17 protein-coding genes, 2 tRNA genes, 1 other RNA gene and 1 riboswitch are annotated in these 25,513 nt (G+C 50.6%); of the genes, 8 read left to right on the top strand and 12 right to left on the bottom strand.

The features are described 5' to 3' along the window. Positions 1-45: 45 nt before the first annotated feature. The 4 genes from ffs to PJI16_00900 all read right to left on the bottom strand — a co-directional run bounded on the left by ffs (position 46) and on the right by PJI16_00900 (position 1,662). An RNA gene (gene ffs / locus PJI16_00915) (signal recognition particle sRNA small type) lies at positions 46-145 on the bottom strand. An 87-nt stretch (positions 146-232) separates the two neighbouring features. After that, positions 233-322: transfer RNA gene (locus PJI16_00910), tRNA-Ser, on the bottom strand. A gap of 262 nt (positions 323-584) precedes the next feature. Next, entirely contained in the window at positions 585-1,391 is an 807-nt protein-coding gene (locus PJI16_00905; protein ID MDT3776119.1) for a hypothetical protein, read from the bottom strand. A 25-nt stretch (positions 1,392-1,416) separates the two neighbouring features. Then, positions 1,417-1,662 (bottom strand): hypothetical protein, encoded by a 246-nt coding sequence (locus PJI16_00900; protein ID MDT3776118.1) that lies wholly within the window; start codon positions 1,660-1,662, stop codon positions 1,417-1,419. Between the two features lie 395 nt (positions 1,663-2,057). Here PJI16_00900 and PJI16_00895 point away from each other — a divergent pair. The 4 genes from PJI16_00895 to clpX all read left to right on the top strand — a co-directional run bounded on the left by PJI16_00895 (position 2,058) and on the right by clpX (position 5,511). Beyond that, a tRNA-Leu gene (locus tag PJI16_00895) sits at positions 2,058-2,140 on the top strand. A 53-nt stretch (positions 2,141-2,193) separates the two neighbouring features. Continuing rightward, positions 2,194-3,519 (top strand): trigger factor, encoded by a 1,326-nt coding sequence (gene tig / locus PJI16_00890; GenBank protein MDT3776117.1) that lies wholly within the window; start codon positions 2,194-2,196, stop codon positions 3,517-3,519. Positions 3,520-3,601: 82 nt separating this feature from the next. Next, on the top strand, positions 3,602-4,231 hold the full coding sequence (gene clpP / locus PJI16_00885; GenBank protein MDT3776116.1) for an ATP-dependent Clp endopeptidase proteolytic subunit ClpP: 630 nt from the start codon (positions 3,602-3,604) through the stop codon (positions 4,229-4,231). 20 nt (positions 4,232-4,251) lie between these two features. Then, the gene (gene clpX / locus PJI16_00880) at positions 4,252-5,511 is read left to right on the top strand and encodes an ATP-dependent Clp protease ATP-binding subunit ClpX (protein ID MDT3776115.1); all 1,260 of its coding nucleotides are present in this window, start codon (positions 4,252-4,254) and stop codon (positions 5,509-5,511) included. 188 nt (positions 5,512-5,699) lie between these two features. On the opposite strand, the gene PJI16_00875 is transcribed toward clpX, so the two are convergent. From PJI16_00875 to PJI16_00840, 8 genes are all read right to left on the bottom strand, one after another. Beyond that, positions 5,700-8,324 carry a DNA topoisomerase III gene (locus PJI16_00875; GenBank protein MDT3776114.1) on the bottom strand — a complete coding sequence of 875 codons (2,625 nt, stop codon included), beginning with the start codon at positions 8,322-8,324 and terminating at the stop codon, positions 5,700-5,702. Between the two features lie 605 nt (positions 8,325-8,929). After that, positions 8,930-10,066, bottom strand: a complete 1,137-nt coding sequence (dprA, locus tag PJI16_00870; GenBank protein MDT3776113.1) for a DNA-processing protein DprA — start codon at positions 10,064-10,066, stop codon at positions 8,930-8,932. 203 nt (positions 10,067-10,269) lie between these two features. Continuing rightward, complete coding sequence (locus PJI16_00865) at positions 10,270-11,823, bottom strand: Rne/Rng family ribonuclease (GenBank protein MDT3776112.1); 1,554 nt, start codon at positions 11,821-11,823, stop codon at positions 10,270-10,272. 326 nt (positions 11,824-12,149) lie between these two features. Then, positions 12,150-13,274 (bottom strand): rod shape-determining protein RodA, encoded by a 1,125-nt coding sequence (rodA, locus tag PJI16_00860; GenBank protein MDT3776111.1) that lies wholly within the window; start codon positions 13,272-13,274, stop codon positions 12,150-12,152. Between the two features lie 21 nt (positions 13,275-13,295). Beyond that, positions 13,296-15,149: a penicillin-binding protein 2 gene (gene mrdA, locus PJI16_00855; GenBank protein ID MDT3776110.1), complete on the bottom strand. Its 1,854-nt coding sequence runs from the start codon at positions 15,147-15,149 to the stop codon at positions 13,296-13,298. A gap of 10 nt (positions 15,150-15,159) precedes the next feature. Next, a complete protein-coding gene (mreD, locus tag PJI16_00850; protein MDT3776109.1) occupies positions 15,160-15,669 on the bottom strand; it encodes a rod shape-determining protein MreD in 510 nt (169 codons plus the stop codon). A 9-nt stretch (positions 15,670-15,678) separates the two neighbouring features. Next, the gene (gene mreC, locus PJI16_00845; protein MDT3776108.1) at positions 15,679-16,560 is read right to left on the bottom strand and encodes a rod shape-determining protein MreC; all 882 of its coding nucleotides are present in this window, start codon (positions 16,558-16,560) and stop codon (positions 15,679-15,681) included. A gap of 16 nt (positions 16,561-16,576) precedes the next feature. Then, on the bottom strand, positions 16,577-17,620 hold the full coding sequence (locus tag PJI16_00840; protein MDT3776107.1) for a rod shape-determining protein: 1,044 nt from the start codon (positions 17,618-17,620) through the stop codon (positions 16,577-16,579). Between the two features lie 433 nt (positions 17,621-18,053). Between PJI16_00840 and leuC the strand changes: the two genes are divergently transcribed. From leuC to PJI16_00820, 4 genes are all read left to right on the top strand, one after another. Then, positions 18,054-19,460, top strand: coding sequence for a 3-isopropylmalate dehydratase large subunit (leuC, locus tag PJI16_00835; GenBank protein ID MDT3776106.1), 1,407 nt, complete (start codon positions 18,054-18,056; stop codon positions 19,458-19,460). Between the two features lie 69 nt (positions 19,461-19,529). Then, positions 19,530-20,165 carry a 3-isopropylmalate dehydratase small subunit gene (gene leuD / locus PJI16_00830; GenBank protein MDT3776105.1) on the top strand — a complete coding sequence of 212 codons (636 nt, stop codon included), beginning with the start codon at positions 19,530-19,532 and terminating at the stop codon, positions 20,163-20,165. Positions 20,166-20,416: 251 nt separating this feature from the next. After that, positions 20,417-22,411, top strand: coding sequence for a cation:proton antiporter (locus tag PJI16_00825; GenBank protein ID MDT3776104.1), 1,995 nt, complete (start codon positions 20,417-20,419; stop codon positions 22,409-22,411). 557 nt (positions 22,412-22,968) lie between these two features. Further along, a riboswitch (cyclic di-GMP riboswitch) is annotated at positions 22,969-23,045 on the top strand. Positions 23,046-23,099: 54 nt separating this feature from the next. Next, complete coding sequence (locus tag PJI16_00820; GenBank protein MDT3776103.1) at positions 23,100-25,373, top strand: Ig-like domain-containing protein; 2,274 nt, start codon at positions 23,100-23,102, stop codon at positions 25,371-25,373. Positions 25,374-25,513: the final 140 nt, after the last annotated feature.

Genomic DNA, 25,513 nt, shown 5'->3' with positions numbered 1-25,513 from the left:
TGACCTCTGGTATCAAGATACGGAGAGGCAGCCCATAAAGTTAGTCGGGGCCAGGTGATCCTGCGGCACACAGACTAGCCCACGTACCGTTGCTTCCTTCCGGACCTGGCGGGGTTTGCAGGATTCTGTCGCACAGGGCCCAGCCCCTAAATGCAGTCTCGATGGTCCATCGCCTCACGGACTGGCTCTATCCTCCTCTGAGGATTTCCTGATTCTCGCGACGGACCAAATATGGCGGAGAGGGTGGGTTTCGAACCCACGGTACCATTGCTGGCACACGTGATTTCCAGTCACGCCGATTCGGCCACTCTCGCACCTCTCCGCGAATGGGTATCTACTTTGCGGCGATTGAACCTCTGATGAAGCCGTTTGTCTTTTGGAGGGGATCTATTAACCCCATCTTTGTTGTCTTCTTCACCGAGGATCTGTTTGGTGAAAGGTTGCCATCTTACCATGGGGGTCTGAGAGCGACAAGCAAGTGAAGGGAATAGTTAGAGTAGAGCGAAGAGGGATAAAGGGCGCGTATCCACCCTGCCTCTGGCTCCTCACTCCTTATGTTTCATGCTATCTTCTTCCTTTCTTACTTAGGAGATTCGGGATTGGAACATCCGTTGGCGTCGGGAAGATCGATGCAGGGCGGCAAATAAATGGCCTCGAAAGAGGAGCGTGAATACCGTCACAATGGGAGTAAGTCCGAGGACGATAACAAAACTCACATCGGAAGACACCCCCAACAAAGAGAGCCACTCGGATAACACGGAAAATGGCAACGTAATGAGATGCCAGAAGTCTAACCCCCCACGCCTTCCCGCCTGACTGGACATTTGAAAGAAAAATGTCAGGCCGAATGGTCCGAAGACGATGCCCACGGGTAAAAACCATTCGATCCAATTTTCGACGACAAATTCATAACTTTCCCGAACAACCTCGAGGGCGGATCCGTTCCGGCTCTGGTAAATTACTTCCGGTACTGGATTGAGTAGCACAAAAATTAGGAAAAATACGGCTGTGGCAATCAGTGGTTGGTAGGGATTGGTCTGGAGACCCATTTCGAGGAATAACAAGGGAAACCACACCATAAATCCAACAGAAATGACTTCCCAAAAATATTGCCCCATACTTGGCAGGATATCCGGCCAACTCACACGACGCGCCCCCAGGACAGCCTGTTCGGTTAGACTAAGGGTAGATCCGATGACAAGGGCATTGAGGGCACCCAGGATAAACCCTCCGATCATTCCAAGGGGAGCAATGAGGGAGGTGACCAGAATGAGGCCTAGGGCATAGGCAAGGAGGACGGGGATTAGGATCCACGCCCGAGTGAAGGACTGGATCGAGGCGAACAGGGCTTGGTGGTAAAGGCGACCTGTGGCCTGAATGAAACTCTGCATGAAACGAGAAGATGCTCCGCGGATCTTACCGGTTGGCTGGAGGCGGGGATTGAATATTGATAATGTCCTGTTGCCGTTGATCTCGGTCTTGCCTGATTTTTTGTAGCCGACTGGGACGATTCAATGTCCACCATTTGATGGTATCCGCAAAAGTGGGTGACGGCGGAGTTGCGGACCCTACCGGGGACTCTTGAAAGTCATACCCCTGATGATCATCTTTTTTTTCAAGATATTTCTGATAAATATCTTGATAGAGCTGTTTTAAGTTCATAGAGTGTTACCTTACCCAACTCATTCGAGCCGATCAAGAGGGGTTATCCATAGGAGGGTTGAGAAATCACCTCTGTAGCGTTCGTTTCCTTTGAGGGTGCGCGGGTGGTCTTTTGTCTGTTCTAATATAATTATTGGGGCTATGATTTGGTTTAAGGGGGGTTCTGGTGAATCCTTCATCATCATATCCATCGGAATATTTCCCCGCTTGATCCGGGTGTAAGTTGCGGCGCTCTCCGGAGGACTGTGTTCTTTACCGGAATTTTAGGATGGCCTGAAGGAGATAGACGTTTTATAATAGGGAGGGTCCGTAGAAGACAGGGGCTTATTTCCCCTGATCATTCCAGAGGAAGAACCTCTTATAGAAGCTATGGAGTGAAGCAAAAACGGTTACGGGCGAGAGTGGCGGAATGGCAGACGCGCGAGACTTAGGATCTCGTGGGTAAACCGTGGGGGTTCAAGTCCCCCCTCTCGCACCAATTCTTAACATCAATAATCTTTATTGTGCCCTTTTACAAGGATGAATGGTCTTATGAAGTTAGAAATGACAGAGCTCGGGCCGGTCAAGCGGTCGTTAAAAATCGAAGTTCCCGAAGAAGCCGTAAAAAGCGAATTTCAAAAGGTGTATGCCCAGTTGAGGCGTGAAGCCAAAATTCCTGGATTTCGACCAGGGAAAGCGCCAATAGCCTTATTAGAAAAACGGTATGCCGATCTCGTGGAGCAGGATGTCGTGCAACGGTTGGTGCCCGATTATTACCAGCGAGCGGTGAAGGAAGCCGGGGTAGTTCCTATCCTCGTTGATATTCCCCCACTGGAACGCATGAAAGTGAAGTCCAATAGTCCATTTACTTTTACGGCGACGGTGGAAATAAAGCCCACTATTCAATTAGGCGACTATCGACCACCGAATCCTATTTCCTTGAAACGGGATGCACGGACGGTCACAGATGATCAAGTTGATAAGGCTCTCCAGAGCCTACGGGAGCAACATGCCCAGCTTGACGTGGTTCCTGATGGAACGCCTCTTCGTGAAGGATTGCATGCGGTGTTGTCTATTGAGGGGTTTGTGGAGGACCAGCCTTTGGAAGGGACCCAGAAAAAGGGGCATCTTCTTCACATTGGGTCCAAGTCCCCGATTCTGGGTGTGGAGTTGGATGAGTCTCTCATCGGAAAACAGGCCGGGGATATGATTGATATCCCGCAACCCTTTCCCGCCAATCATCCTGATTCGCACCTTGCCGGAAAGACGATGGTCCTCAAGGTGACTGTTGATGCCGTGAAAGAGCAGAAACTCCCGGAACTGGATGATGAATTCGCCAAGGATTGCGGCGACTACGATTCACTGGAACACCTCAAAACCACCATCAACACCCAATTGGATACTTTCCTGAAACAGGATCTTGAAGAAGGGTATAAAGATCAGGTGATTGAACGCTTGTTGCAGATGCATCACTTTGAAATTCCCGAGGTTTTGATTGAACGGGAGCTCCAGACGCTCATTCGTCAAAAAATGCTGAAAAACCATCGACATACTCATCGTGAAGATGATGTGGAAGAGCCATTACGATTACAAGAAGAGGCCAAGCGACTCCAACAAGAATTGCATCCGGAAGCCAAACGGCGTGTGAAGCTGAGTTTGGTTCTGGATGCGATCGTCCAGAAAGAAGGACTTCATGTGACTGAGGATGAGGTGAACGCCGAAATTCAAAAACTGGCAACCTCCTTAAAGCTCCCGGTTGGTGAAATTCAACGCATGGTCGAAGCTGGAGGGCAGGGGGCTCAGGAGGAATTTCGTGAGCGGATGAAGGCGGAAAAAGCCTTGCAGTTTGTCTATCAAAATGCGGTCATTCAGGGGTAACGCGTAGTGCGATCCTTCTGAATACACCTGTTTTTGATATCTGTATTTGATACCTATTTACAACACGAGGAGGTCTCAGGGAATGCTCATTCCGATGGTTATTGAACAAACGAATCGAGGTGAACGGTCATATGATATATATTCGCGCCTCTTAAAAGATCGGATCATTTTTGTTGGAGCGCCGATCGATGATATGTTTGCGAATGTCATCATCGCTCAACTGTTGTTCTTGGAATCCGAAGACCCGGAAAAGGACATTCATTTGTATGTCAATTCACCTGGCGGAAGTGTGACGGCTGGGATGGGTATCTATGATACGATGCAATATGTGAGATCGCCCATCAACACCATCTGTTTAGGCCAAGCGGCAAGCATGGGCGCCTTGTTATTAACAGCAGGGACTAAAGGTAAGCGTTTCGCTCTTCCCAATGCACGGGTCATGATTCATCAACCGATGGGAGGATTTCAGGGCCAAGCGACGGAGATTGATATTCATGCCCGGGAGATTTTAAAGATCCGCGAAAAATTGAATGAAATTATGGCCTTTCACACAGGGCAGCCTCTGGATAAAATTTCTGTAGACACGGAACGGGATTATTTTCTATCAGGGGAAGAAGCCAAGGCGTACGGATTAATTGATGAGGTCATCGTCCGAAGTCAGGAGAAGGGGCACAAGGACGACACGAAGTCAGGTTCAAAAAGTAAGGATTAAGGGCAAAGGAGGCACTTTTTATGGCGAGACAAGCGAAGTCCGAAGCCAATCTTCGTTGCTCCTTCTGCGGCAAGAACCGTGATCAGGTTCGAAAACTCATTGCGGGGCCGACGGTCTATATTTGTGATGAATGCGTTGGCTTGTGCAATGAGATTATTTCCGAGGATTGGCAGGAGTCTCGCCAGGAGATTTCCGCCAAGCTGTGCAAGCCGGTGGATATCCACCAACATCTTGATCAATACATAATCGGACAGGACAAGGCAAAAAAGGTTCTCTCGGTTGCGGTCTATAACCATTATAAACGTATTTCAGCAAATGAAATCGGGGATGTCGAACTTCAAAAAGGCAATATTCTGATTGTCGGGCCGACGGGGACGGGAAAAACCTTGTTTGCCCAGACATTAGCCCATTACCTGGATGTTCCGTTTACGATTGCGGATGCGACGACGCTGACAGAAGCCGGGTATGTCGGTGAAGATGTTGAAAATATTATCTTGAAACTTCTGCAGGCTGCCGACTATGAAGTTGAGCGTGCAGAACGGGGAATTGTGTACATTGATGAAATTGACAAAATTACCCGCAAGGCCGATAGCCCTTCAATTACGCGGGATGTCTCCGGTGAGGGTGTTCAGCAGGCGTTGCTAAAACTCATTGAAGGGACCGTAGCCAATGTTCCGCCTCAAGGGGGAAGAAAACACCCTCATCAGGAGTTTATTCAAGTCAATACGACCAATATTTTATTTATTTGTGGCGGGGCATTCGTAGGGTTGGATTCTATCATTGAGCGGAGGTTGAACCAAAAGCGGATGGGCTTTGGCGCCGATGTGCAGATACGCGGGCAACATAAAATTGGTGACTTATTCTCTAAAGTGGAACCGGAAGATTTGCTTCAATATGGGCTAATTCCTGAAATTATCGGTCGCCTGCCGATTATCGCGGCTCTTGATCAATTGGATGAACCGGCATTGGTCCGCATTCTAACGGAACCCAAAAACGCACTGATCAAGCAATATCAGAAGTTATTGTCCTTGGATAAAGTGAAATTGAAGTTTGCCGATGGGGCGCTATTGGCGATTGCCAAAAAAGCCCATCTGCAAAAAACCGGAGCGCGTGGACTTCGGGCGGTCTTAGAGTCGGTGATGTTGGACCTGATGTATGAGCTGCCGTCGCAGGCCGAGGTGAAAGAGGTGTTGGTGACCGAAGAGTTTATTCACGGCAAAGGTGAGCCTATCAAAGTCTTTGAGCATCAGAAAGGGATCAAGCCCGCCGTCGGATCCTAAGCTGTCTGTCTTCTGGTTCTTCTCCGTTGTGCCGCTATCTCCTCATACCCCATTGTGACAGAGTATCTTCCTTCCCGTTTGTTTCCTGATTTTTTCAATTAAAAATTGAGCCAGGTTGTAGTTTTGCATTCAGGGAAATGAGAGCAGGTCAGGAAGTTTCCAAACCGGCCGGGTTCCGCGATATTTCATCAGCGGGGCTTGAGTTTTTTGTCCGTACGAGCTGGTTTCTTAGCAGTTGATTTTTTTGCCGCCGGTTTCTTAGTCTTAGTCTCGGCATTCTTCTCGGCCAACTTTTTGCCGCTCGCGCCCTGATCGTCGCCGGCCTTGGGTTTACGGGCCTCAAATTCGAAGCCGACTTTCCCGTCATCCCCGCGTTTCAGGTAAGCCTTGAACTTGCGACGTGTTCGTGATGAAACAAAGCCGGTCAGCAATTCGGTTCTGCCTTCGCTCAGCAATTTTCTGATTTGAGGGGGTTCGATTTCCTGTTGCAGTATGACTTTGCCCGTTCGAAAGTCGCAAGTCTTGTTCGGGCCGACCGCCTTTTCACAGGTATAATTCATTCCATGTTCATAAACCGATGACTGACACTTCGGGCAACTGCCCAGTGATTCCTGGCCGTGAAAATCAATCGGTTCACTGTTTTCATCGTCATCATTTTGACCGAAGTCAAATTCAAGCTTGTGTTCATCGTTCAGTTTGAGGATTGCCGCAAACGGTCGGCCCAGCCGACTGCGAAATCCCTGCAACGGACCAATTTTGCGTTCGGCAATCAGAATTTCTGCTTCGGGTACTTCCAATTGACGACTGCCGGGAATTTTCGTAATTGAAAAATCGCACTGTGTGCAGGAAAACCGTTTGTAGTTTTCTTTGACCAGGCCGCCGCATTTGGGGCAGGGTGATTGCAATGTTGAGTAATCGCCTGGAACGGTTGTTGCGCCGTAGTTTTTGGCCCTCGCAACAATTTGTTCAACTATCTTGCTGATTTGTTGCATGAACGCTTTGCGGTCCAACTGCCCTCGTTCTATCTGCGAAAGCTTGCTTTCCCATTCGCCGGTCAGTTCCGGCATCGTAAGTTCGGTCACCCCCAGTCCGCGCAACAAGGTCAACAATTGAAAGGCCTTGGTGGTGGGCATCAGTGACTTGTCTATGCGCAATAGATAGTTCTCACTAATCAAGCCTTCGATGATCGCTGCGCGGGTTGCCGGTGTGCCCAAACCTTTCCCGGACATAGCTTCGCGCAAGTCATCATCATCAATCAGCTTCCCGGCGCCTTCCATCGCAGAAAGCAGTGTGGCTTCGGTATATCTGGCCGGTGGTTTGGTTGCCATGTCGCGAACCTCGATAGCGCTGGCCGTGGCTTTTTCATTCTCCCCAACCGCTACGAGTGTGCCCTCACCAGCAATGGCTTCACGGCCGTAAATTGCCAACCAACCCGGCTTGACCATCACCTTGCCTTCAGTCTTGAAGTGGTGCCTGCCAATTTGGGAAATGCGGGTGGTGTTTCGAAACTCTGCAGGTGGGAAAAAGGCCGCCATGAATCGACGCACGACCAGGTCGTATATCTTGGCTTCGGCTTCGCTAAGGTTCTTGGGTGCCTGCAATGTGGGAATAATGGCGAAGTGATCAGAAATTTTCGCGTCATTGAAAATGCGCTTGTTCGGTTGGACCCAGGCATTGCTCAGAATTTTTGCCGCATGCGGTCCTATCGGATTGCCGGCGCTGCCGCCGGTCATGGCTGACAAACGCTCACTCGACTCATCACGCAGAATGGCCAGTGTATCTTGCACGGTAGAGATATAATCTTCCGGCAGCGCGCGCGAATCGGTTCTTGGATACGTCAACACTTTGTGGCGTTCATAGAGCGCTTGCGCCAGCGATAATGTTGTCTTGGCCGAAAAGCCAAACCTGGCGTTGCCTTCACGTTGCAGACTGGTCAGGTCAAACAGCATTGGGGCGCTTTGCGTGGTCGGCTTGGTTTCTTCAGTGACCACCGCCTGCTGACTCTGGCAGGCCTGCCTGATTGCTTCAGCCTGATTGCGGTCCCAAAGTCTCTCTGCGCGCCGTTCCGCATCTTCGTCATTCTTTTTGAACTCCGTTTCAAACCAGCGACCTGAATACTGTCCGGCCTCGACATCAAACTGGGCATGCACTTCAAAGTAGGGTCGCGAGAGGAATTGCTTGATCTGTTCCTCGCGCTCCACGACGATGGTGAGGGTGGGTGTTTGAACCCGGCCAACGGTGGTGAGGTAAAACCCTCCGTCTTGGGAGTTGAACGCTGTCATAGCCCGGGTGCCGTTAATGCCAACGAGCCAGTCTGCTTCTGCTCGGCAGCGGGCGGCATCAGCGAGCGGCTTCATTTGTTCATCATCGCGCAGTTCCTCAAACGCTTCGCGAATGGCCTTGGGCGTCATGGACTGCAGCCAAAGCCGGCTTGTCGGTTGCTTGGCCTTCGTGTGCTGGACAATCAGCCTGAAGATCAACTCGCCTTCGCGCCCGGCGTCACAGGCGTTGATAATTCGGTCGATATCCTTGCGGCCGATCAACTTGGCAAGCAACTTGAGCCGGTCCTCGGTGCGGGCGATTGGGTTCAGGTCAAAGTGATCGGGAATGACCGGCAGGTTGGCAAAAGACCACTTGCCACGTTTGACCTCTACGTTGTCAGGCGCTTTGATTTCAAGTAGGTGTCCAACGGCTGAGGTGACAACATAGTCGTCATCTTCAAAATAATCCTTCTCACGTTTCAGTCCGCCAAGGGAATGCGCGATGTCGGCTGCAACAGAGGGCTTCTCGGCAATTATCAGCGATTTACTCATTAGCAACCCCTATCGGGGAAGGCTCCTTTGCATCTTTGATGTAAGGGAAACTGATTCTCACACGTGTAAGATTCACTACAAACTCAGGGTAAAAATGGCGCCGTCACAATCCACCTGCCGCGATGCGACTGGTTTTTTCGCGTGCTCATCATAATGATGACGTAGGGTAGAGGCAAGTTAGGCTGGGTGTTCAAGTCATTTTTTCCAGCGGGCGCAGCCGTTTCAGTCAGCCGCCAAGGCTAACCTGCCGACGGTTCTGTCGCAAAAAATGTTTTGGATGGCGATAAGGGGATGTAACTCCGTGTCTGACAGATAAAAGTTGCGAATTTTACTAGGTGTTTTTTAACTTGGTCCAACAGGAAAACCAGTGGCGTATCTTGAAAATCTATTTTTTGCGACAGCACCGTCAAAATTGTGTTCGCGGTTAATGCCCGGTTTACTCTTCCGTGCGCATTTAAGGTGCCCCACAGATGCCAATCTTGGTTATGGCGTCCAAGATACTTGGATAGTGGTTTGATGGGCGATACGACCATGACGAGTGATCTAGGCATAGACCGTGATGAAAATCATGAATGGTTCACGAGCACAATTGACATGTTGATGTACTATCCAATGCTCATCCTGAGATACTGTAGGCCCGGTATCTGCTTTATAAGCCCCTTGATCTCCAAAGACAAGAGAATGCTCATCACTTCAGGTGGGGCATAGGAACATTGATTGATTAAATCGTCCAGGGAAACAGGCTCCAGTGAAATGCAATCAAATAGATGTTGTTCCTCTGCTCCTAGTGCAGGCGTGGACGTTTGAGGCTGACATGCGCCGTGTTGTTTCTCTAGTTGATCCCGGAAGGAGGGTTCTAACATAGGAAGAATTTCTTCCACAACATCTAAAGAATTTTCGACTAATTTCGCGCCCTCTTTAATGAGGCGGTGAGGGCCACGAGTTAATGTATTGGTCACATTTCCTGGTACGGCAAAGACCTCACGATTTTGCTCTAAGGCCATTCGAGCCGTAATGAGGGACCCGCTACGCGAGGTGGCTTCGGTGACGATCACACCAAGTGAGAGTCCACTGATGATCCGATTACGTTGAGGGAAATGGTAAGAATGTGGAGGGGTTCCCATCGGAAATTCAGAAAGAACGGCCCCATGTTGTTCAATGCGTTGCCGTAGCGGATCGTGCTCAGGCGGGTAGGTTTGATCGATGCCACATCCAAGCACGGCCAGGGTTCTCCCGGATGTGGCCAGTGCTCCTTCGTGAGCTGCCGCATCAATTCCTCTTGCCATGCCGCTCACAATCGTAAAGCCCAGTGCAGCTAAATCGCCACTCAGTTGTCGCGTGAATGTCCGTCCGATGTGCGAGCCTTTTCTTGAGCCGACTACGGCAAGGGCCTGTTGATCGCGGTCCTGGAGTTGGCCTGTATACCAGAGTAACGGAGGAGGATCCGTAATGGTTTTTAATCGAGGCGGGTAGAGTGCGTCCACGAGTGTCAGGATGGAGAATCGCCCATCCTGAACGGCCTGCAATTCTTTGGCAATCTGATTTTGTGTATCGGTAGATATAGGTTGATGAAGAGCCCTGGCCAATGAGGGAGAAATTTCCCCGATTGATTCGAGTGTGTGGGCGTTCGAGGAGCGAATGGCTTCAGGCGAACCGAACCGGTTGATGAGTCTGGTATAAGTGACAGGGCCAAGTCCTTTGACTGCCAAAAGTTCCAACCATCCTTGTAAGGGTGAGGTCATTCAGATTCTCTGTGAGGATAGGGATTATGCGTCTGGAGACCACCGTCAGATGGTCTGTCCGCATGGCGCTCTACCCAAAAATTATTCCACCTTCGATTCCGGATGATGGAGAGTTCCGGATTTTTCAAGAGTTGAAGCAGAGATTTGGGTCTCCTCTCCTTTCTGTGCATGGAGGCAAATGGTACAGTTAACAGAGTAGACTCCTAGGACGCGGTCCGAGATTCGGCGCGTGACGCCAATTTCCCTACTACAACAATGTCATATTGCTCAAGGTGCAGTAATGGATCTGCCTCAAATAATATTTGTTGTTGGAATTCCTGTTCGAGTTGCTCAATGCTACTGTGCTCGGTTTCGAAAATGAGCTCAATGACTTTGGGGTTGGCACCGACCACAATTTGTTGGGGTTGTCCCCGAGTAATTCCAATGCGCCGGATATCCCGAAAAATTTCATACGCAACGGTCATGGTAGATTTGGTGTACCCTCTTCCCTCGCAGTCACCACAAATTTCCGATAACGTCCGTAAGAGATCTTCACGGACTCGTTCACGGGAAATTTCAATGAGCCCAAGATCGGAAATACGTGAGATACGGGTTTGAGCCTTATCCCCCGCCAGAGCGTCCAATGTAGCCTGGTACACTTTTTCACGGTTCCGTTCCCGTTCCATGTCAATGAAATCAATAATGATAATGCCGCCAATGCCGCGTAATTTTATCTGGTAGCCAATCTCTTTCGCGGCCTCCAAATTGTTTTTTAAAATCGTTTCTTCCTGGTCGCGTTTCCCCACAAACCGTCCCGTATTAACGTCTACCACAGTCATGGCCTCTGTGTGGTCAATGACAATGTGCCCTCCGGATTTGAGCCAGACTTTCCGGCTTAGGGCTCGGGTAATTTCCAATTCGATACCCAAGTGATCGAATAACCCTTCCTGCTTCTTGTCATAAAAATGTACGCGGGAGGCTTGTTCCGGAAGGTAGCGCCGGACAAAATCTTTGACTTCCTCAAAGTCCGGTTTTGCGTCAACTAGCAGACGATCGACTTTTTTGGTGAATAAGTCCCGTACCACCCGGAGCGGGAGGGAGAGATCCGTATGCAAGAGGGACGGGGCTGGTTGTTTACCGGCAGCTTTAAGCGTGTCTTCCCATAATGCTGTGAGGAATCTCACGTCGGTTTGGAGATCGTCTTCCGGTACATCTTCACACACGGTTCTGACAATGTATCCATATTCGGGTTTCCGGATGCGCCGCATGAGGTCCTTCAGACGATGGCGCTCTTCTTCTTTTGTAATTCTTCGCGACACGCCAATATGGTCGACATTGGGCATGAGGACCAAGAATCGTCCGGGAAGGGAGACGTATGTGGTAATCCGAGGTCCCTTGGTACCGATGGGGCCTTTGGAAATTTGCACAAGAAGTTCCTGGCCTTCTGTCAACAGGTTTTCAATGGGGCGTGCAGTTTGGCGTCGTGGACGCGGGAGGTCTTGACTTCGTTCATCCTCTTCACTATCCACGAGGGTATCCCCGGGTTCGGTTCCGACCGAAAGATCGGATACGTGGATAAACGCGGCCCGATCCAGTCCAATATCGACAAAGGCCGCTTGCATACCAGGCAGAACTTTAATGACCTTGCCTTTGTAAATGTCTCCCACAAAGTCTTTTTTTCTTGGACGGTCGACATACAATTCTGTTACGACACGATTGTCGAGCACGGCAACCCGTGTTTCTTCACGAGTGACACTAATCGCAATTTCTACTCCCATGGTTATCTCCTATATTCTCAGAAGGGACCAGAAGCTATTCCTCGACACCTCTTTGGTGAAGAGATGTTCCTGGTGGGGCGGAGCCAATTTGTTGGATCTGCCTGTCAAAATCTGAGATAGCTTCGTGCCCCTTCTGGTAATAATTGTAATTGAGTACTGTATGGAACCAACTGAAGATGGTTCTGTGTATACACTTCCTTGTTCCTGCAAGTGTGGTGAAAATCCACGGAATTTTGGAATTTTCTGAATTGAATTTTTCCCTGTTTCCCTCTTTATGCGATAACCAGTCCAACACTATCAAAACCAAACCGCAGGGTACATGATACCTAAAGCAGTGACAGGCGTCTCCGTTTTACGTTGAGCAAGAGCCCCAAAGCTGTGAGATTCACCACCATGGCGCTGCCTCCATAGCTCATGAGGGGGAGTGGAATGCCCACTACAGGAGCCAGCCCTGATGTCATCGCAATATTCACCACCACTCCAAAGGCCACCATGGTTACCACTCCGACAGCCAGGAGTGCTCCGATGATGTCCTTGGCTTTAAACGCGATTTCTAAACCCATCAAAAACAAGAGAATATATAAGGCTAGTAAGACCATTGACCCCATAAAGCCCCATTCTTCGGCAAAAACCGCAAATACAAAATCTGTATGGCCTTCGGGAAGAAATTTAAATTGAGTTTGGGTGCCCCCATATAAGCCCTTTCCCAGAATTTGGCCGGAACCGATAGCGATGCGCGATTGAAGCCCGTGATAACCCTTGCCTCCCGGATCAGAATTGGGATCGACAAAGCTGAGAATCCGATCCTGTTGGTACTCGTGAAGGGAACCCCAGACCCCGCCCCAGGCAAACGGGAAAAGCATGAGGGCTGCCAATACGATAAACCCAAAGGCTTTGGATTTCATCCCCACCGTGAGAACGACGACAAGAAAAATGGCCAGAAAGCCCAGGCTGCTTCCTAAGTCTGGTTGCTTAAGTATGAGTAAGAAGCCAGGAAGCACGATGATCCCGGGGATGATCAATCGACGCACCCAGCCTTCGCGGGTGGTTGTCCCATAGTAAGTAGCCAGCATGAGTAGCAGAGGAATTTTAATGAATTCTGAAGGCTGCACCGCAAAGGGGCCAAGTGGAATCCATCGTTGGGAACCTCGACTGGTTTTGCCTGCGATTAACACGAAAATAAGTAAGATTAGCCCAATCCCATAGAGCAGATATGAAAAACGAGCGAGTTTGTGATAGTCAATACCTACCGCGACCAAAAAGGCTAAGGAGCCGACGACCATCCATGTGGCTTGCTTTAGATAAATGGGGATTCCAGTTGTTGCCTGGGTATTGGTGACGCTATAAATGGATACGATGCCCAAAGAGATGATGGCCATAATGACACCCAGGAAACACCAATCGAAGGTATCCAGGCCTCGGCGGTTTACATTGTCGTTCATCAATGACATAAGTTGAGTCGTTCTCCGTCCCTAGGGGATTGGGTTTCTGAGAGAGGGAGCAGGCTGTTGAGTGGTCTCATAGCCCATATAGGCTTCAATGAGGGTCTTGGCTAAGGGAGCGGACGCCGAGCCTCCATGCCCCATATGTTCAACTAATACCGCCACCGCAATCTTTGGATGTTCTACGGGTGCAAACGCCACAAACCAGGCATGGTCTCGAAATTCCTTTTGAGTCTCCTTGTTCTTATCTTTGTCCCCATCAGGTTTCAGTGCAACGACCTGAGCTGTTCCGGTTTTACCCGCAATGTTCACGAACTCTGATTGGGCCAGTTTGGCTGTTCCTCTGGTGACGACTGCAGCCAATCCCTCCTTGATATGCGCAAACGTTTGGGGAGAGATGGCTAATTGGCGAATGGGTGGCTCAGGAACTTCTTTGAGATTGCCGGTTCGTCGAAGTCGGGAGGCTTTGAGCAACCGAGGTTGGACCACTCGTCCATTGGTCGCAATGATGGAAGCCACTTTCGCCATCTGAAGGGGGGTCACGGTTAAAAATCCTTGCCCAATGGAAATTGAAATGGTCTCTCCAGGGTACCATGGTTCCTGTTTGACTCTTTTTTTCCATTCCGTGGAAGGGACGAGGCCAGACCGTTCTGAAGGGAGCGCAATGCCTGTCTTTTCACCTAATCCGAACCGACGGGCAAAGGTGGAGATGGGATCGACCCCCAATTGATTGCCGGCCTTGTAAAAGTACACATCACAAGATTCCGCAATGGCTTTGGTTAAGTCGACTTGACCATGCCCTCCGGCTTTCCAATCACGAAAGACCCGCCTTCCAAAGGGAAATGTTCCATGGCAGGGGGTCATTTCCTGTGCGCTGAGCGTTTGAGTCTCCAGGAGGGCTGCTGCCATAATGATTTTAAATACCGACCCCGGTGGATATTGGCCTTGAATGGCGCGATTGGTGAGGGGGTGGCGGGTATCTTTGAGAAATCGTTGCCAGTCTTTGGCGCTAATCCCTCCCGAGACATCATTGGGATTAAACCCAGGTTTGCTTGCCAGCGCCAGGACGTCTCCATTCCAGGGATCCAGGGCGACAATGGCTCCGGCCTCCTCTCCCAATAGGTCTTCTGCGAGGCGTTGAAGTCGAATGTCGAGAGTCAGGTATAGGTCATCCCCAGCCAGGGGACGGCGAACGGAAAGTGACCGTTTCGGATACCCCAGGGCATCGACTTCAATGACTTCTTCTCCAGTTTCTCCTAGAAGATATTCATCAAATGTCCGCTCTACTCCATTTTGCCCGATGATGCGTCCTCCCTGAAGATCGGAAAATCCCGGCTCCTTAAGCTGGGATTCGGAAATCTCACCCACATACCCCAGGACATGTGAGGCGTAATTCTCAAGTGGATAGTGACGTTGATATTCCGGCTGAATCACTACCCCGGGAAGTTCCAGCCGGTGCGATTCGATGAGCGACGCCTCTTTAAGGGTAATATCGGCTTTAATTTTAACTCGGCCTCTTCGACTCTTGAGTGCTAGTTTATGGGAAAGCTCTTGTTGGTCAATGTCGACGAACTGAGGTAACTGAGCCAGAAGGGCTTCACGATCCTGTAGGTCTTCCAAAGAAAGATACAATTGGAAGCTGGGGATATTATTGGCAAGAAGTTCGCCGTTCCGATCATATAGAAGCCCGCGAGCCGGTTCTAAGATAATAGTTCGAGTGCGATTGTCGCGGGCGAGGTCTTGGTAGTGCAATCCGTCCCGAACCTGTAGTTGCCAAAGACGGAGCCCCAATAACACCAACAGCATCAGAAAGCCGATCTTGACGAAAATTAGTCGGTTTTGAATATCGGCAAGTTCATTGGCTTGGCGGGAAGTGTCCAACATTGTGTGGGTCTTATCGAGGTTTCTGGCCTAAGTGTACCATATTCACCGATTGGCCAATGAACTTGATTAACCAGAACATCACCAGGGTTAGTAGGCTGTTGTAGAGGCCTTGTGGGATCAGTCCTGAGGAGAAGGCATGTAAGAGGTCGAGGCTATTTAGTTCCGGGTATGCCACGACGAGAGAGGCTAATCCACACCCTAACGACAACGCGAAGGTGATGAGCAGAACTGAGGCACTGGTGACTGTGGAAAATGTGTGGGTTGTGATGCCGGCCAAGCCACCGGCAAGTGCCTTTATGACCATATTGAGCCCAATTCCGCCTGGAGTGAGTAAGTCTTGAAATAGTCCCACCGTCAGTCCGATCATCAGTCCTTTGTATTCGCCTGAAAGAAACCCGATTAAGCAGGCCAAGATGAAACATAAATCCGGGTAAATCCCTTTGACGGAAAGGATGGTGCTAAAGACGGCTTGGGCCAGAACCACTCCAAAGCACAGAAGAATGTTGAGAAAAATCGTCACGTGATTACATCAGGGAGAAGGAGAGACCGCCGGTTTCGGTAATGATGGAGGGAGCGCAGGCTGAAATGAGGTAATCACCAGGACCGCTTCCAGTTTGGTGAAATCTACAATTGGCTCAATTTCCCCCAATTGAAATAAATCGGTATCGGCTTTGGTGACCTCGTGAATCCGGCCAATTTGGAGTCCACGGGGAAAATCATTTGTTAATCCAGATGTGACCACTGGATCTCCTGGTTGAACGGGGGAAAGAGGAGGCAGATATTTCATATGAATGGTTCCTTGAGGGGTTCCCTGTACCAGTCCCTCATCCCGGCTTTTTTGAATCATCCCGGTGATCGCGACATTGGGGTCGGAAAGAAGAAGCACGATGGATGTCGTGGGGTTGACTCGTACGACACGTCCTACCACTCCGGCATCAGTGATGACACCCATTTCCGGGTGAATGCCGTCTTGACTGCCTTTATTGATGATCATGGACCGATACCAATTGGACACATTTCGGCCGATGATTCGAGCCGGAAGGGTCGTCATGGGCGTGGTTTCCTGATACGCCAGTAATTGTTGAAATTGCGTGGCAATAATGGCCTTTTCTCGAAGGAAATTCTTCTCTCCTTGTAGGCGCTGAACTTCCTGCCTTAGCAGTTGATTTTCTTCCCAAGCATCCTGTAGTGCGATGTAGTGGTCCCACGCTTGACGGATAGAATTCTGTACCGAGGCTACAGCATGCAGGGGGACTTCCAATATTCGTGCGAAAGGTCCTCCAACATGACTTAACCATTCCTGAGATTGTCGCGGCAGAAACAGCAGGAGTGCGAGGAATAGAATGAAGATAACTCCTAGAACTCGACGGATACTTGTAGGTATGGGAAAATTCGGCTCTGATCGAGGCATGCAAATAGAGGGAAGCTCAGGGATTCAGCCTGGAATGCGAAGAAATTTTCCGAAGGAGGCTAAATTCCTCGAGAGTTTTTCCTACTCCTAAGACGACCGAGGTTAAGGGGTCATCGACAGTAACAATGGGTAGGGACGTTTCTTCGCGTAGTCGATTATCCAGCCCTTGAAGCATTGATCCGCCTCCGGTCAGCACGATCCCTCGGTCAATAATATCTCCTGCCAATTCCGGCGGAGTGTTCTCCAAGGCCAGACGAATGGCTCGGATGATCGTGGTGAGGCAATCATGTAAAGCTTCTCGTATCTCATTGTCGTCGACAAGAATCGTTCTGGGGATGCCGGATACCACATCTCGCCCCTTGACGGCCATTTGCTTTTTTTCAGGCAGAGGGTAGGCTGAGCCGATTTCCATCTTGATGCGTTCTGCCATATGTTCGCCGATTAGCAAGCTGTATTCCCGCTTGAGATAGTTTGTGATGGCTCCATCCAATTGATCGCCCGCAACCCGGACTGATTCACTGTAAACGATCCCTCCCAGGGAGATCACGGCAATATCGGTTGTGCCTCCTCCGATATCCACCACCATGTTGCCGGAAGGCTCGGTAATCGGCAATCCCGCTCCGATTGCAGCGGCCACCGGTTCTTCGATGAGATAAACTTCCCGTGCACCAGCCAATTCGGCTGATTCCTTAACGGCACGTTGTTCGACTTGCGTAATTCTGGATGGGACGCCAATAATAATTCGTGGCCTGAGCAGAGTTCCCCCGCGATGAACTTTTTGGATAAAATGGCGCAACATGCGTTCTGTCATGTCAAAATCAGCAATAACACCTTCTCGCATGGGACGAATGGCAGTGAGATTGCCAGGGGTTCGCCCGATCATTCGCTTTGCTTCTTCCCCAACCGACAGAAGTTTTTTTGAGTTTGTCTCAACTGTCACCACGGAGGGCTCGTTCAAGACAATCCCTTTGCCCTTGATATAAATTAATGTGGAGGAAGTTCCTAAATCGATGGCCATGTCTTGGGAAAAATGGCTAATGAAATAATTGAATATACCCATGAGAAGTGTTGAGACCTATCAATTTCAGAGGGTGGGCGACAATGGCGGAGTCGGAAATAGGATTGTTAGAGTCTTTACGTGCTACAGGGGAAATAGATCAACTTTACTTTTCTATGTCTGATTTTCCGGTTAACCTTGATATTCGACGTTGAGTCGTTCTTCGCCGCTGGCCGGAAACCCTTTAGATTGGTTCGGGGCTGGATGAATGATAGCCGGTATCCACTTATTTCCACCTAAGTATCGAGAAGGTGAAAGTTTCAGATTGGATTGTTCACTGTCGTAGGGAAAAGTATATCAGAAGTCTTAAAAGACCACAAAGAAAAGGCGGATCTGAAACCAAATCTGGAAAAAGCTCCTCCTGGCACTTGCCAGAAGGGAGCAAATGTAGATAATTAGAGTCCGAAATTTTCAAAAAGAAAGAAGGATGCATTCCATGGCAAGCAAAACATTGTTTGAAAAGATTTGGGATCAGCATGTGGTTCGTGAAGAGCCAGATGGGACAACCTTATTGTATATTGACCGACACCTCGTGCATGAAGTGACTTCCCCGCAAGCCTTTGAGGGACTCCGGTTGGCTGGCAGGAGGCCAAGGCGTCCAACTGCGGCGCTCGCTGTTCCCGATCACAATGTTCCAACCACCGATCGGTCGCAGGGCATTGCCGATCCTATGAGTGCCTTGCAAATTTCAACCTTGGAAAGCAACTGTGCAGAGTTTGGAATTACCTATTATGGGATGGAGGATATCCGTCAAGGTATTGTCCATGTCATCGGACCTGAACAAGGGTTGACGCTACCGGGGATGACGATTGTGTGTGGAGATTCCCATACATCGACTCATGGGGCGTTTGGAGCCTTGGCGTTTGGCATTGGCACCTCAGAAGTCGAGCATGTGTTGGCGACGCAATGTTTGGTCCAGAAACGACCCAAGACTATGGAAATTCGGGTGGAGGGCACGCTTCCTGATTATTGTTCTTCCAAAGATGTCATACTGGCGATTATCGGGCAAATTGGTATTGGTGGTGGAACCGGATATGTCGTGGAATATACGGGTTCGGTGATCCGATCGTTTTCAATGGAAGGCCGGATGACCCTTTGTAATATGTCTATTGAGGCGGGAGCGCGTGCTGGTCTGGTCAGTCCGGACGAATTGACGGTCGCATATGTGAAGAATCGGCCGCTTAGTCCGAAGGAGGAGGTATTTCAGCAGGCGAAGTCGGATTGGTTGAAATTGAAAACAGACCCTGGAGCCCGGTTTGATAAGGTTGTTGAGCTGCGAGGGGAGGATATTTCACCTCAAGTGACTTGGGGGACCAATCCCGGAATGGTGACCGATGTGAATGGCCATGTGCCTGATCCTGCATCCATTCCGGATGAAAAACTGCGGATGGCAACAGAACGTGCCTTAGCGTATATGGGGTTGCCAGGTGGTATCCCTATATGTGACATCCGGGTCGATCGAGTTTTCATCGGGTCCTGCACCAACTCACGAATTGAGGATTTACGGGTGGCGGCACGGTATGCCAAAGGAAAGCACGTTGCCCAAAGCGTCAAAGCCATGGTGGTGCCTGGATCAGGGTTAGTCAAACATCAAGCGGAGGAGGAAGGTTTGGATCGGATTTTTCGCGACGCGGGTTTTGAATGGCGTGAACCAGGATGCAGTATGTGCCTCGCCATGAATGCGGACGTGCTCACACCGGGAGAACGATGTGCCTCAACCAGTAATCGAAACTTCGAGGGGCGTCAGGGAAAGGGTGGACGGACCCACTTAGTATCCCCTGCTATGGCTGCTGCTGCTGCTGTTGAGGGACATTTTGTTGATATTCGTGATTGGAAGATGTGAGATCAATAAGGGAATTTTTTTGCCTTCAAGAGATCATCTGCTTCCACTACATTTAAACGGGAGATAGATATGCAAGCGTTTACCATATTGACCGGAACGGTTGCTCCGTTAAATCGTGGCAATGTTGATACGGATCAAATCATTCCGAAACAATATTTGAAAACGATCCATCGCACCGGCCTCAAAGAGGGGTTATTTGCCGATTGGCGGCGGCGTGCGGATGGGTCTCAGGATCCTGAGTTTTTTGTCAACCAATCGTGCTATCAACAGGCCACGATTCTATTGACCCGTGAAAATTTCGGATGTGGATCCTCAAGGGAGCACGCTCCATGGGCTTTGTTGGATTATGGCATTCGTTGTATTGTGGCTCCGAGTTTTGCCGATATTTTCTACAACAATTGTTTTCAGAATGGGATTCTCCCCGTCGAGCTTCCAGGAGAAGTCATCCAAACATTGTTTGACCGAGTAGCTCATACTGACCAATATCAGATCACAGTCGACTTAGCTCAGCAGATTGTCATTCTTCCCGAAGGGGAGAAGTATTCCTTTACCCTGGATCCTTTTCGCAAGGATTGTTTGTTGAAGGGATTGGACGGAATTGGACTCACGCTTCAACATGAATCCGCGATTACTGCCTATGAAAAGCGCCGGGCTCAGGAGGCTCCCTGGCTCTTTCAGGATTTTTCCTCTTCAGTCCACTCGTAAAAGGCTATTAATTTTCTCAATTGATCGGGATGGGTCTGGAATGCCCCATCTCGATTCTCCCCTTGATCCTTCTTCCTCCCCTATCCGTAATAGCATGGTTCTATCTCAGATGAGTGGGTCAAAGCGAATAGTAGACATTTCCCTCGATCCGAGGGATGATGGGTGTTTGAAATCCACCCAAACTTCTTTATCGTGTCTATGTCAGGTATGGGGAATACGCTGAATCCCTGCCATCGCCACCCACTCGACTTATGAGTGAAGTCCACATCCTACGAGATGTCCTCATTATTTTTTCTATTTCCGTTCTGGTTGTATTTGTTTTTCAAAAAATCCGGCTACCGGCAGTTGCGGGATTTTTAGTTTCTGGCACCTTAGTGGGTCCCCATGGGTTGAACCTCATTTCTGATCTGCACCAAGTCGAAACTCTTGCCGAAATCGGTGTGGTGTTGTTGTTGTTTACCATTGGCTTGGAAACCTCTCTTTCTCGCATACGGGCTTCCAGAAGGCTGTTATGGGTTGGTGGTCCCCTGCAGATTTTGAGCATGCTCAGTGGCGTAGTGCTTGGGGGATGGTTATTGGGTCGATCCTGGGAGGAATCGGTCTTCTGGGGTCTGTTGTTGTCGTTGAGCAGCACCGCCATTGTCCTCAAGATTCTGGGAGATCGAGGGGAAATGGATGCGCTACATGGGCAAGCAACTATGGCGATTCTTATTTTCCAGGATCTAGCCGTGGTGGCTATGATTTTACTGACTCCGGTACTGGGGACAGGTTCCCAAGGGGAGACAGGGGTCATTGTCGAAACGCTTGTGAAATCCGTCATGGTTGTGGGGTTAATTGTGCTGGCTGCACGGGTTTTGGTCCCTCATGTTCTTCATCTTATTGTGGGGACTCGAAGCCGAGAACTATTTCTCTTGTCGATTATCGTGTTGGGGCTGGGAACGGCTTGGTTGACCTCTCTCGCGGGGCTGTCATTGGCTCTTGGTGCCTTTATCGCGGGCCTCGTGATTTCTGAATCTGAATATAGTCATCAGGCGCTCGCCGAAGTCATTCCCTTTCGGGATAGTTTTAATAGTTTATTTTTTGTCTCAGTGGGGATGCTAATGAATCCCTCGGTCATCTTTGAATTTCCCCTCCTGGTGATGGGGATGTTGGTGCTTGTAGTTTTGGGAAAATTCCTTACGGGAACCGGAGCAGTGTTCCTAGCTGGGGCTCCCGTGTCTTCTGCATTATTAACAGGGGTGGCCTTAGCGCAGGTGGGAGAGTTTGCCTTTATTCTTGCACGAGTGGGTCAGGGGGAAGGGTTATTGGACACGCAAGCCTATAATATTTTTCTTGCAGTATCGGTGTTGTCTATGACGATTACGCCCTTTTTGATTCAATGGGCTCCCCGTCTGGCTAGACGGACCGAGGCGCTTGACCGCCTGAAGCATTGGTTTCCTCGACGTCAGTCCCATGCGTCACAAAGCACCAAAATCAAAGTCAAAGATCATGTCATCATCGTGGGCTATGGTTTAAATGGGCGGAATCTTGCACGGGTCTTAGGTGATATGGAAATTCCATTTGTTGTGCTGGACGTTAATCCTGATGTCGTGCAGGCTGATCAAAAAGGCCGAGGCACCATTTTCTACGGGGATGGGACGAATCCCAGGGTGCTGACTCAGGCCGGGATCATATTGGCAAGAGTGCTCGTGGTCGCGACCTCTGACCCATTTGGAGCGCGCCGGATTGTCCAGCAAGCACGACAGCTGAATCCCACTCTTCATATTGTCGTACGAACACGATATTTAAAGGAATTGCAGGATCTCCAAGAGTTAGGAGCCAATGATGTCGTGCCGGAGGAATTCGAAACATCCATTGAGATTTTTGCCTTGGTTCTTCGTACCTACCAGACGCCGAAGGCCATGATCCAAGACAAAGTTGAACAAATTCGTAGGGAGGGTTATCTCCTGCTTCGGCGAGGGGAGCTACCTGAGTTAGCTCACCATCTACGTGCTGGAACATTGGCTGATGTGCAAGTCGATACCTGTCGGGTGGAAAACGATTCTCACGTGTTGGGGAAACCATTGAGACAGTTGCATATCCATGGACGGACGGGCGCTTCTGTGATTGCGATTACCCGGAATGGCGTAACACAATCAAATCCTTCTCGCGAAACGATTCTGGAGCCAGGTGATGTCCTCGTCCTTCTTGGTGCGCGTGAGCAAATCCGCAAGGCCATTGCCCTCCTTGTGGATGCTAAAATGTGAGAGGTGTAATCTCGTCCAGGAGAATTTTGACGACCGGTAATCCGTTATTTGTATTTCTCAATAAATAAGTACACTCAATACCTATCGTTTTTTTCTTCAGGTATAGAACGTGGCTTGTCTGAATGTCCTATTTTCTTGAAATCAGGGTTGCCTGTCATGAGCGCTGCATGCTGGAAATAGCCTGAATCCCAGGTAGGCACGGAGCGCTACTTGGGAGGAAGGCTGCCATGCGTCTGAAAGAATGGCTTGTGACGGGGGCCTTTCGGTTCCCAATCAAGAGGGCTGCGTCAAGAAAGGAGCGTGAATTTACTTACCGGTCACGGCACCGGGCTCCTGCAAAAAAAACTGGCAATTGGCCCTTCAAGAACGATCATGAAGGGGCGTCAACTGCCATGAGCCTGCTCCAACCTCCCCTGCCTGCTTCCTGCCTAAAGGCTTTTGGGTATCCACCGATAAAAGCCCGTGAAGTCAAGAGAGCCTGTGTCCGCTCACATTCAAGAGAGAGTTTTCATTATTCAAAAGAAGATGGCATAACAGTTTGTAAAGCGGTGGCCTCTTTCCGATAAAGGCAAACCCATTGTGAAGTGGGGACGCAAAGCCACGGGTCAGAATTTCTGATAGCCGGGTTACCGAAGAAAGGGAGACGTGCGGGAATGGGGCCTCTGTATGTGTTCGAAGGAGGGATCCCATGTCCGACGTTTGTACAGTGAGTCGTCTGAGAAGGTGTATTGCGTGGTGTGTGTTCGGCAGTTGCCTCCTTGTTCTTCCGACTGGGGCGCAATCTGCGACCAGTGATTCGGCCACCCTCCAATGGTCCCCCAATCAAGAGACCAACTTAGCGGGGTATCGGATCTATCGAGGAACCAACCCGGGGGTCTATGGGGTTCCTACGACGGTCGGGAAGATCACGACCTACCAATATGCCAACTTACTTACGGACAAAACGCACTATTTTACGATTACGGCGTTTGATGCCTCGGGCAATGAAAGTCTTCCCTCCCCGGAGGTGAAGAAATATATCGCCAATGCTTCCACCTCTTCCGGGGCTTCTAATCCGCCGCCCCCCTCCTCACTACTCATTTCGAATCTGACCGTGGCCAGTGGGTCAGCGTATGGGGTGTCGGCCATCGGTCTCCAAGCGGGGGGGATGGTGTATCGCGATCGCACCTATCGGTTTACGACGGTGCCCGCGAGCGTGCAGGGCGCGGCGTATATCCAAACCGCCAATAATGATAAAGCGGCCACGACGGCGGCCTTCCTGCGCTTTACGGTGAATCAACCGGTGTCCGTGTCAGTGGCCTATGATGTCCGGCTCACGCCGAAACCATCGTGGTTGAACCCCTTTACCGATACGGGCAAGAATCTGGTGACCTCGGATACGACCCTGCGGCTCTTTGCGCGGAGCTTCCCGGCCGGCACGATTACCCTTGGGGGCAATGCCAGCGGGGGGGGCGGGAGTATGTATGCCGTCATCGTCCAGCCAACCGGCCCTTCTCCCGATATTACGCCCCCCACGGTCACTCTGATATCTCCGCAAAATGGGACGTCTCTAAACGGTACAATTGCGCTATCCGCTACCGCCACGGATAATGTTGGGGTGGTGGGCGTCCAATTCCGACTCAATGGGAATAATCTGGGGGCGGAAGATACCACCGCCCCCTTCTCATTAACCTGGAACACTAATGGAGCGGCTCCCGGGAAATATACCTTTACGGCAGTTGCACGCGATGCAGCGGGCAATACGACAAGTTCAGCCCCAGTGACCGGGACGGTTCTACCACCTCCCGACCTCACGCCCCCCACGGTCACTCTGATATCTCCGCAAAATGGGACGTCTCTAAACGGTACAATTGCGCTATCCGCTACCGCCACGGATAATGTTGGGGTGGTGGGCGTCCAATTCCGACTCAATGGGAATAATCTGGGGGCGGAAGATACCACCGCCCCCTTCTCATTAACCTGGAACACTAATGGAGCGGCTCCCGGGAAATATACCTTTACGGCAGTTGCACGCGATGCAGCGGGCAATACGACAAGTTCAGCCCCAGTGACCGGGAGTGTCCCGAATCCAACCGTGTCCCCATTAACAATTTCGAACATGGTGGTTGCTAGTGGGCAAGGGTATGTGGTGCCTGTCTCTGGCCTCCGAACCGGGGGCGCGGTGTATCGGGACCGCGCCTATCGATTTACGACGGTGCCCGCGAGCGTGCAGGGCGCGGCGTATATCCAAACTGCCAATAATGATAAAGCGGCGACGACGGCGGCCTTCCTGCGCTTTACGGTGAATCAACCGGTGTCCGTGTCAGTGGCCTATGATGTCCGGCTCACGCCGAAACCATCGTGGTTGAACCCCTTTACCGATACGGGCAAGAATCTGGTGACCTCGGATACGACCCTGCGGCTCTTTGCGCGGAGCTTCCCGGCCGGGACGATTACCCTTGGGGGTAATGCCAGCGGGGGGGGCGGGAGTATGTATGCCGTCATCGTCCAGCCCTCAGCGGCCGGTACCAGCACGGTCCCTTATCCACCCACGCCTCCATTAAGCGTTTCGGACCTGACCGTGGCCAGTGGGTCAGTGTATGAGATGTCGGCCATCGGTCTCCAAGCCGGGGGCACGGTGTATCGGGACCGCGCCTATCGATTTACGACGGTGCCCGCGAGCGTGCAGGGCGCGGCGTATATCCAAACTGCCAATAATGATAAAGCGGCGACGACGGCGGCCTTCCTGCGCTTTACGGTGAATCAACCGGTGTCCGTGTCAGTGGCCTATGATGTCCGGCTCACGCCGAAACCATCGTGGTTGAACCCCTTTACCGATACGGGCAAGAATCTGGTGACCTCGGATACGACCCTGCGGCTCTTTGCGCGGAGCTTCCCGGCCGGGACGATTACCCTTGGAGGCAATGCCAGCGGGGGGGGCGGGAGTATGTATGCCGTCATCGTTCAACCTCTGCACCAATGATGTTGTGCCGAAAGAATTCAAGCCATTCATTGAAATTTTTGTCTGGGTTCTCCGCACCTACCAGACGCCAAAGGCCAGGATATAAAGCCTGAATCCCAGGTAGGCACGGAGCGCTACTTGGGAGGAAGGCTGCCATGCGT

Origin of the sequence: Nitrospira sp. MA-1, from assembly GCA_032139905.1 — a bacterium.
In the GTDB taxonomy this organism is placed as follows: Bacteria; Nitrospirota; Nitrospiria; order Nitrospirales; family UBA8639; genus Nitrospira_E.
This window is presented reverse-complemented; position numbering and strand designations above follow the sequence as displayed.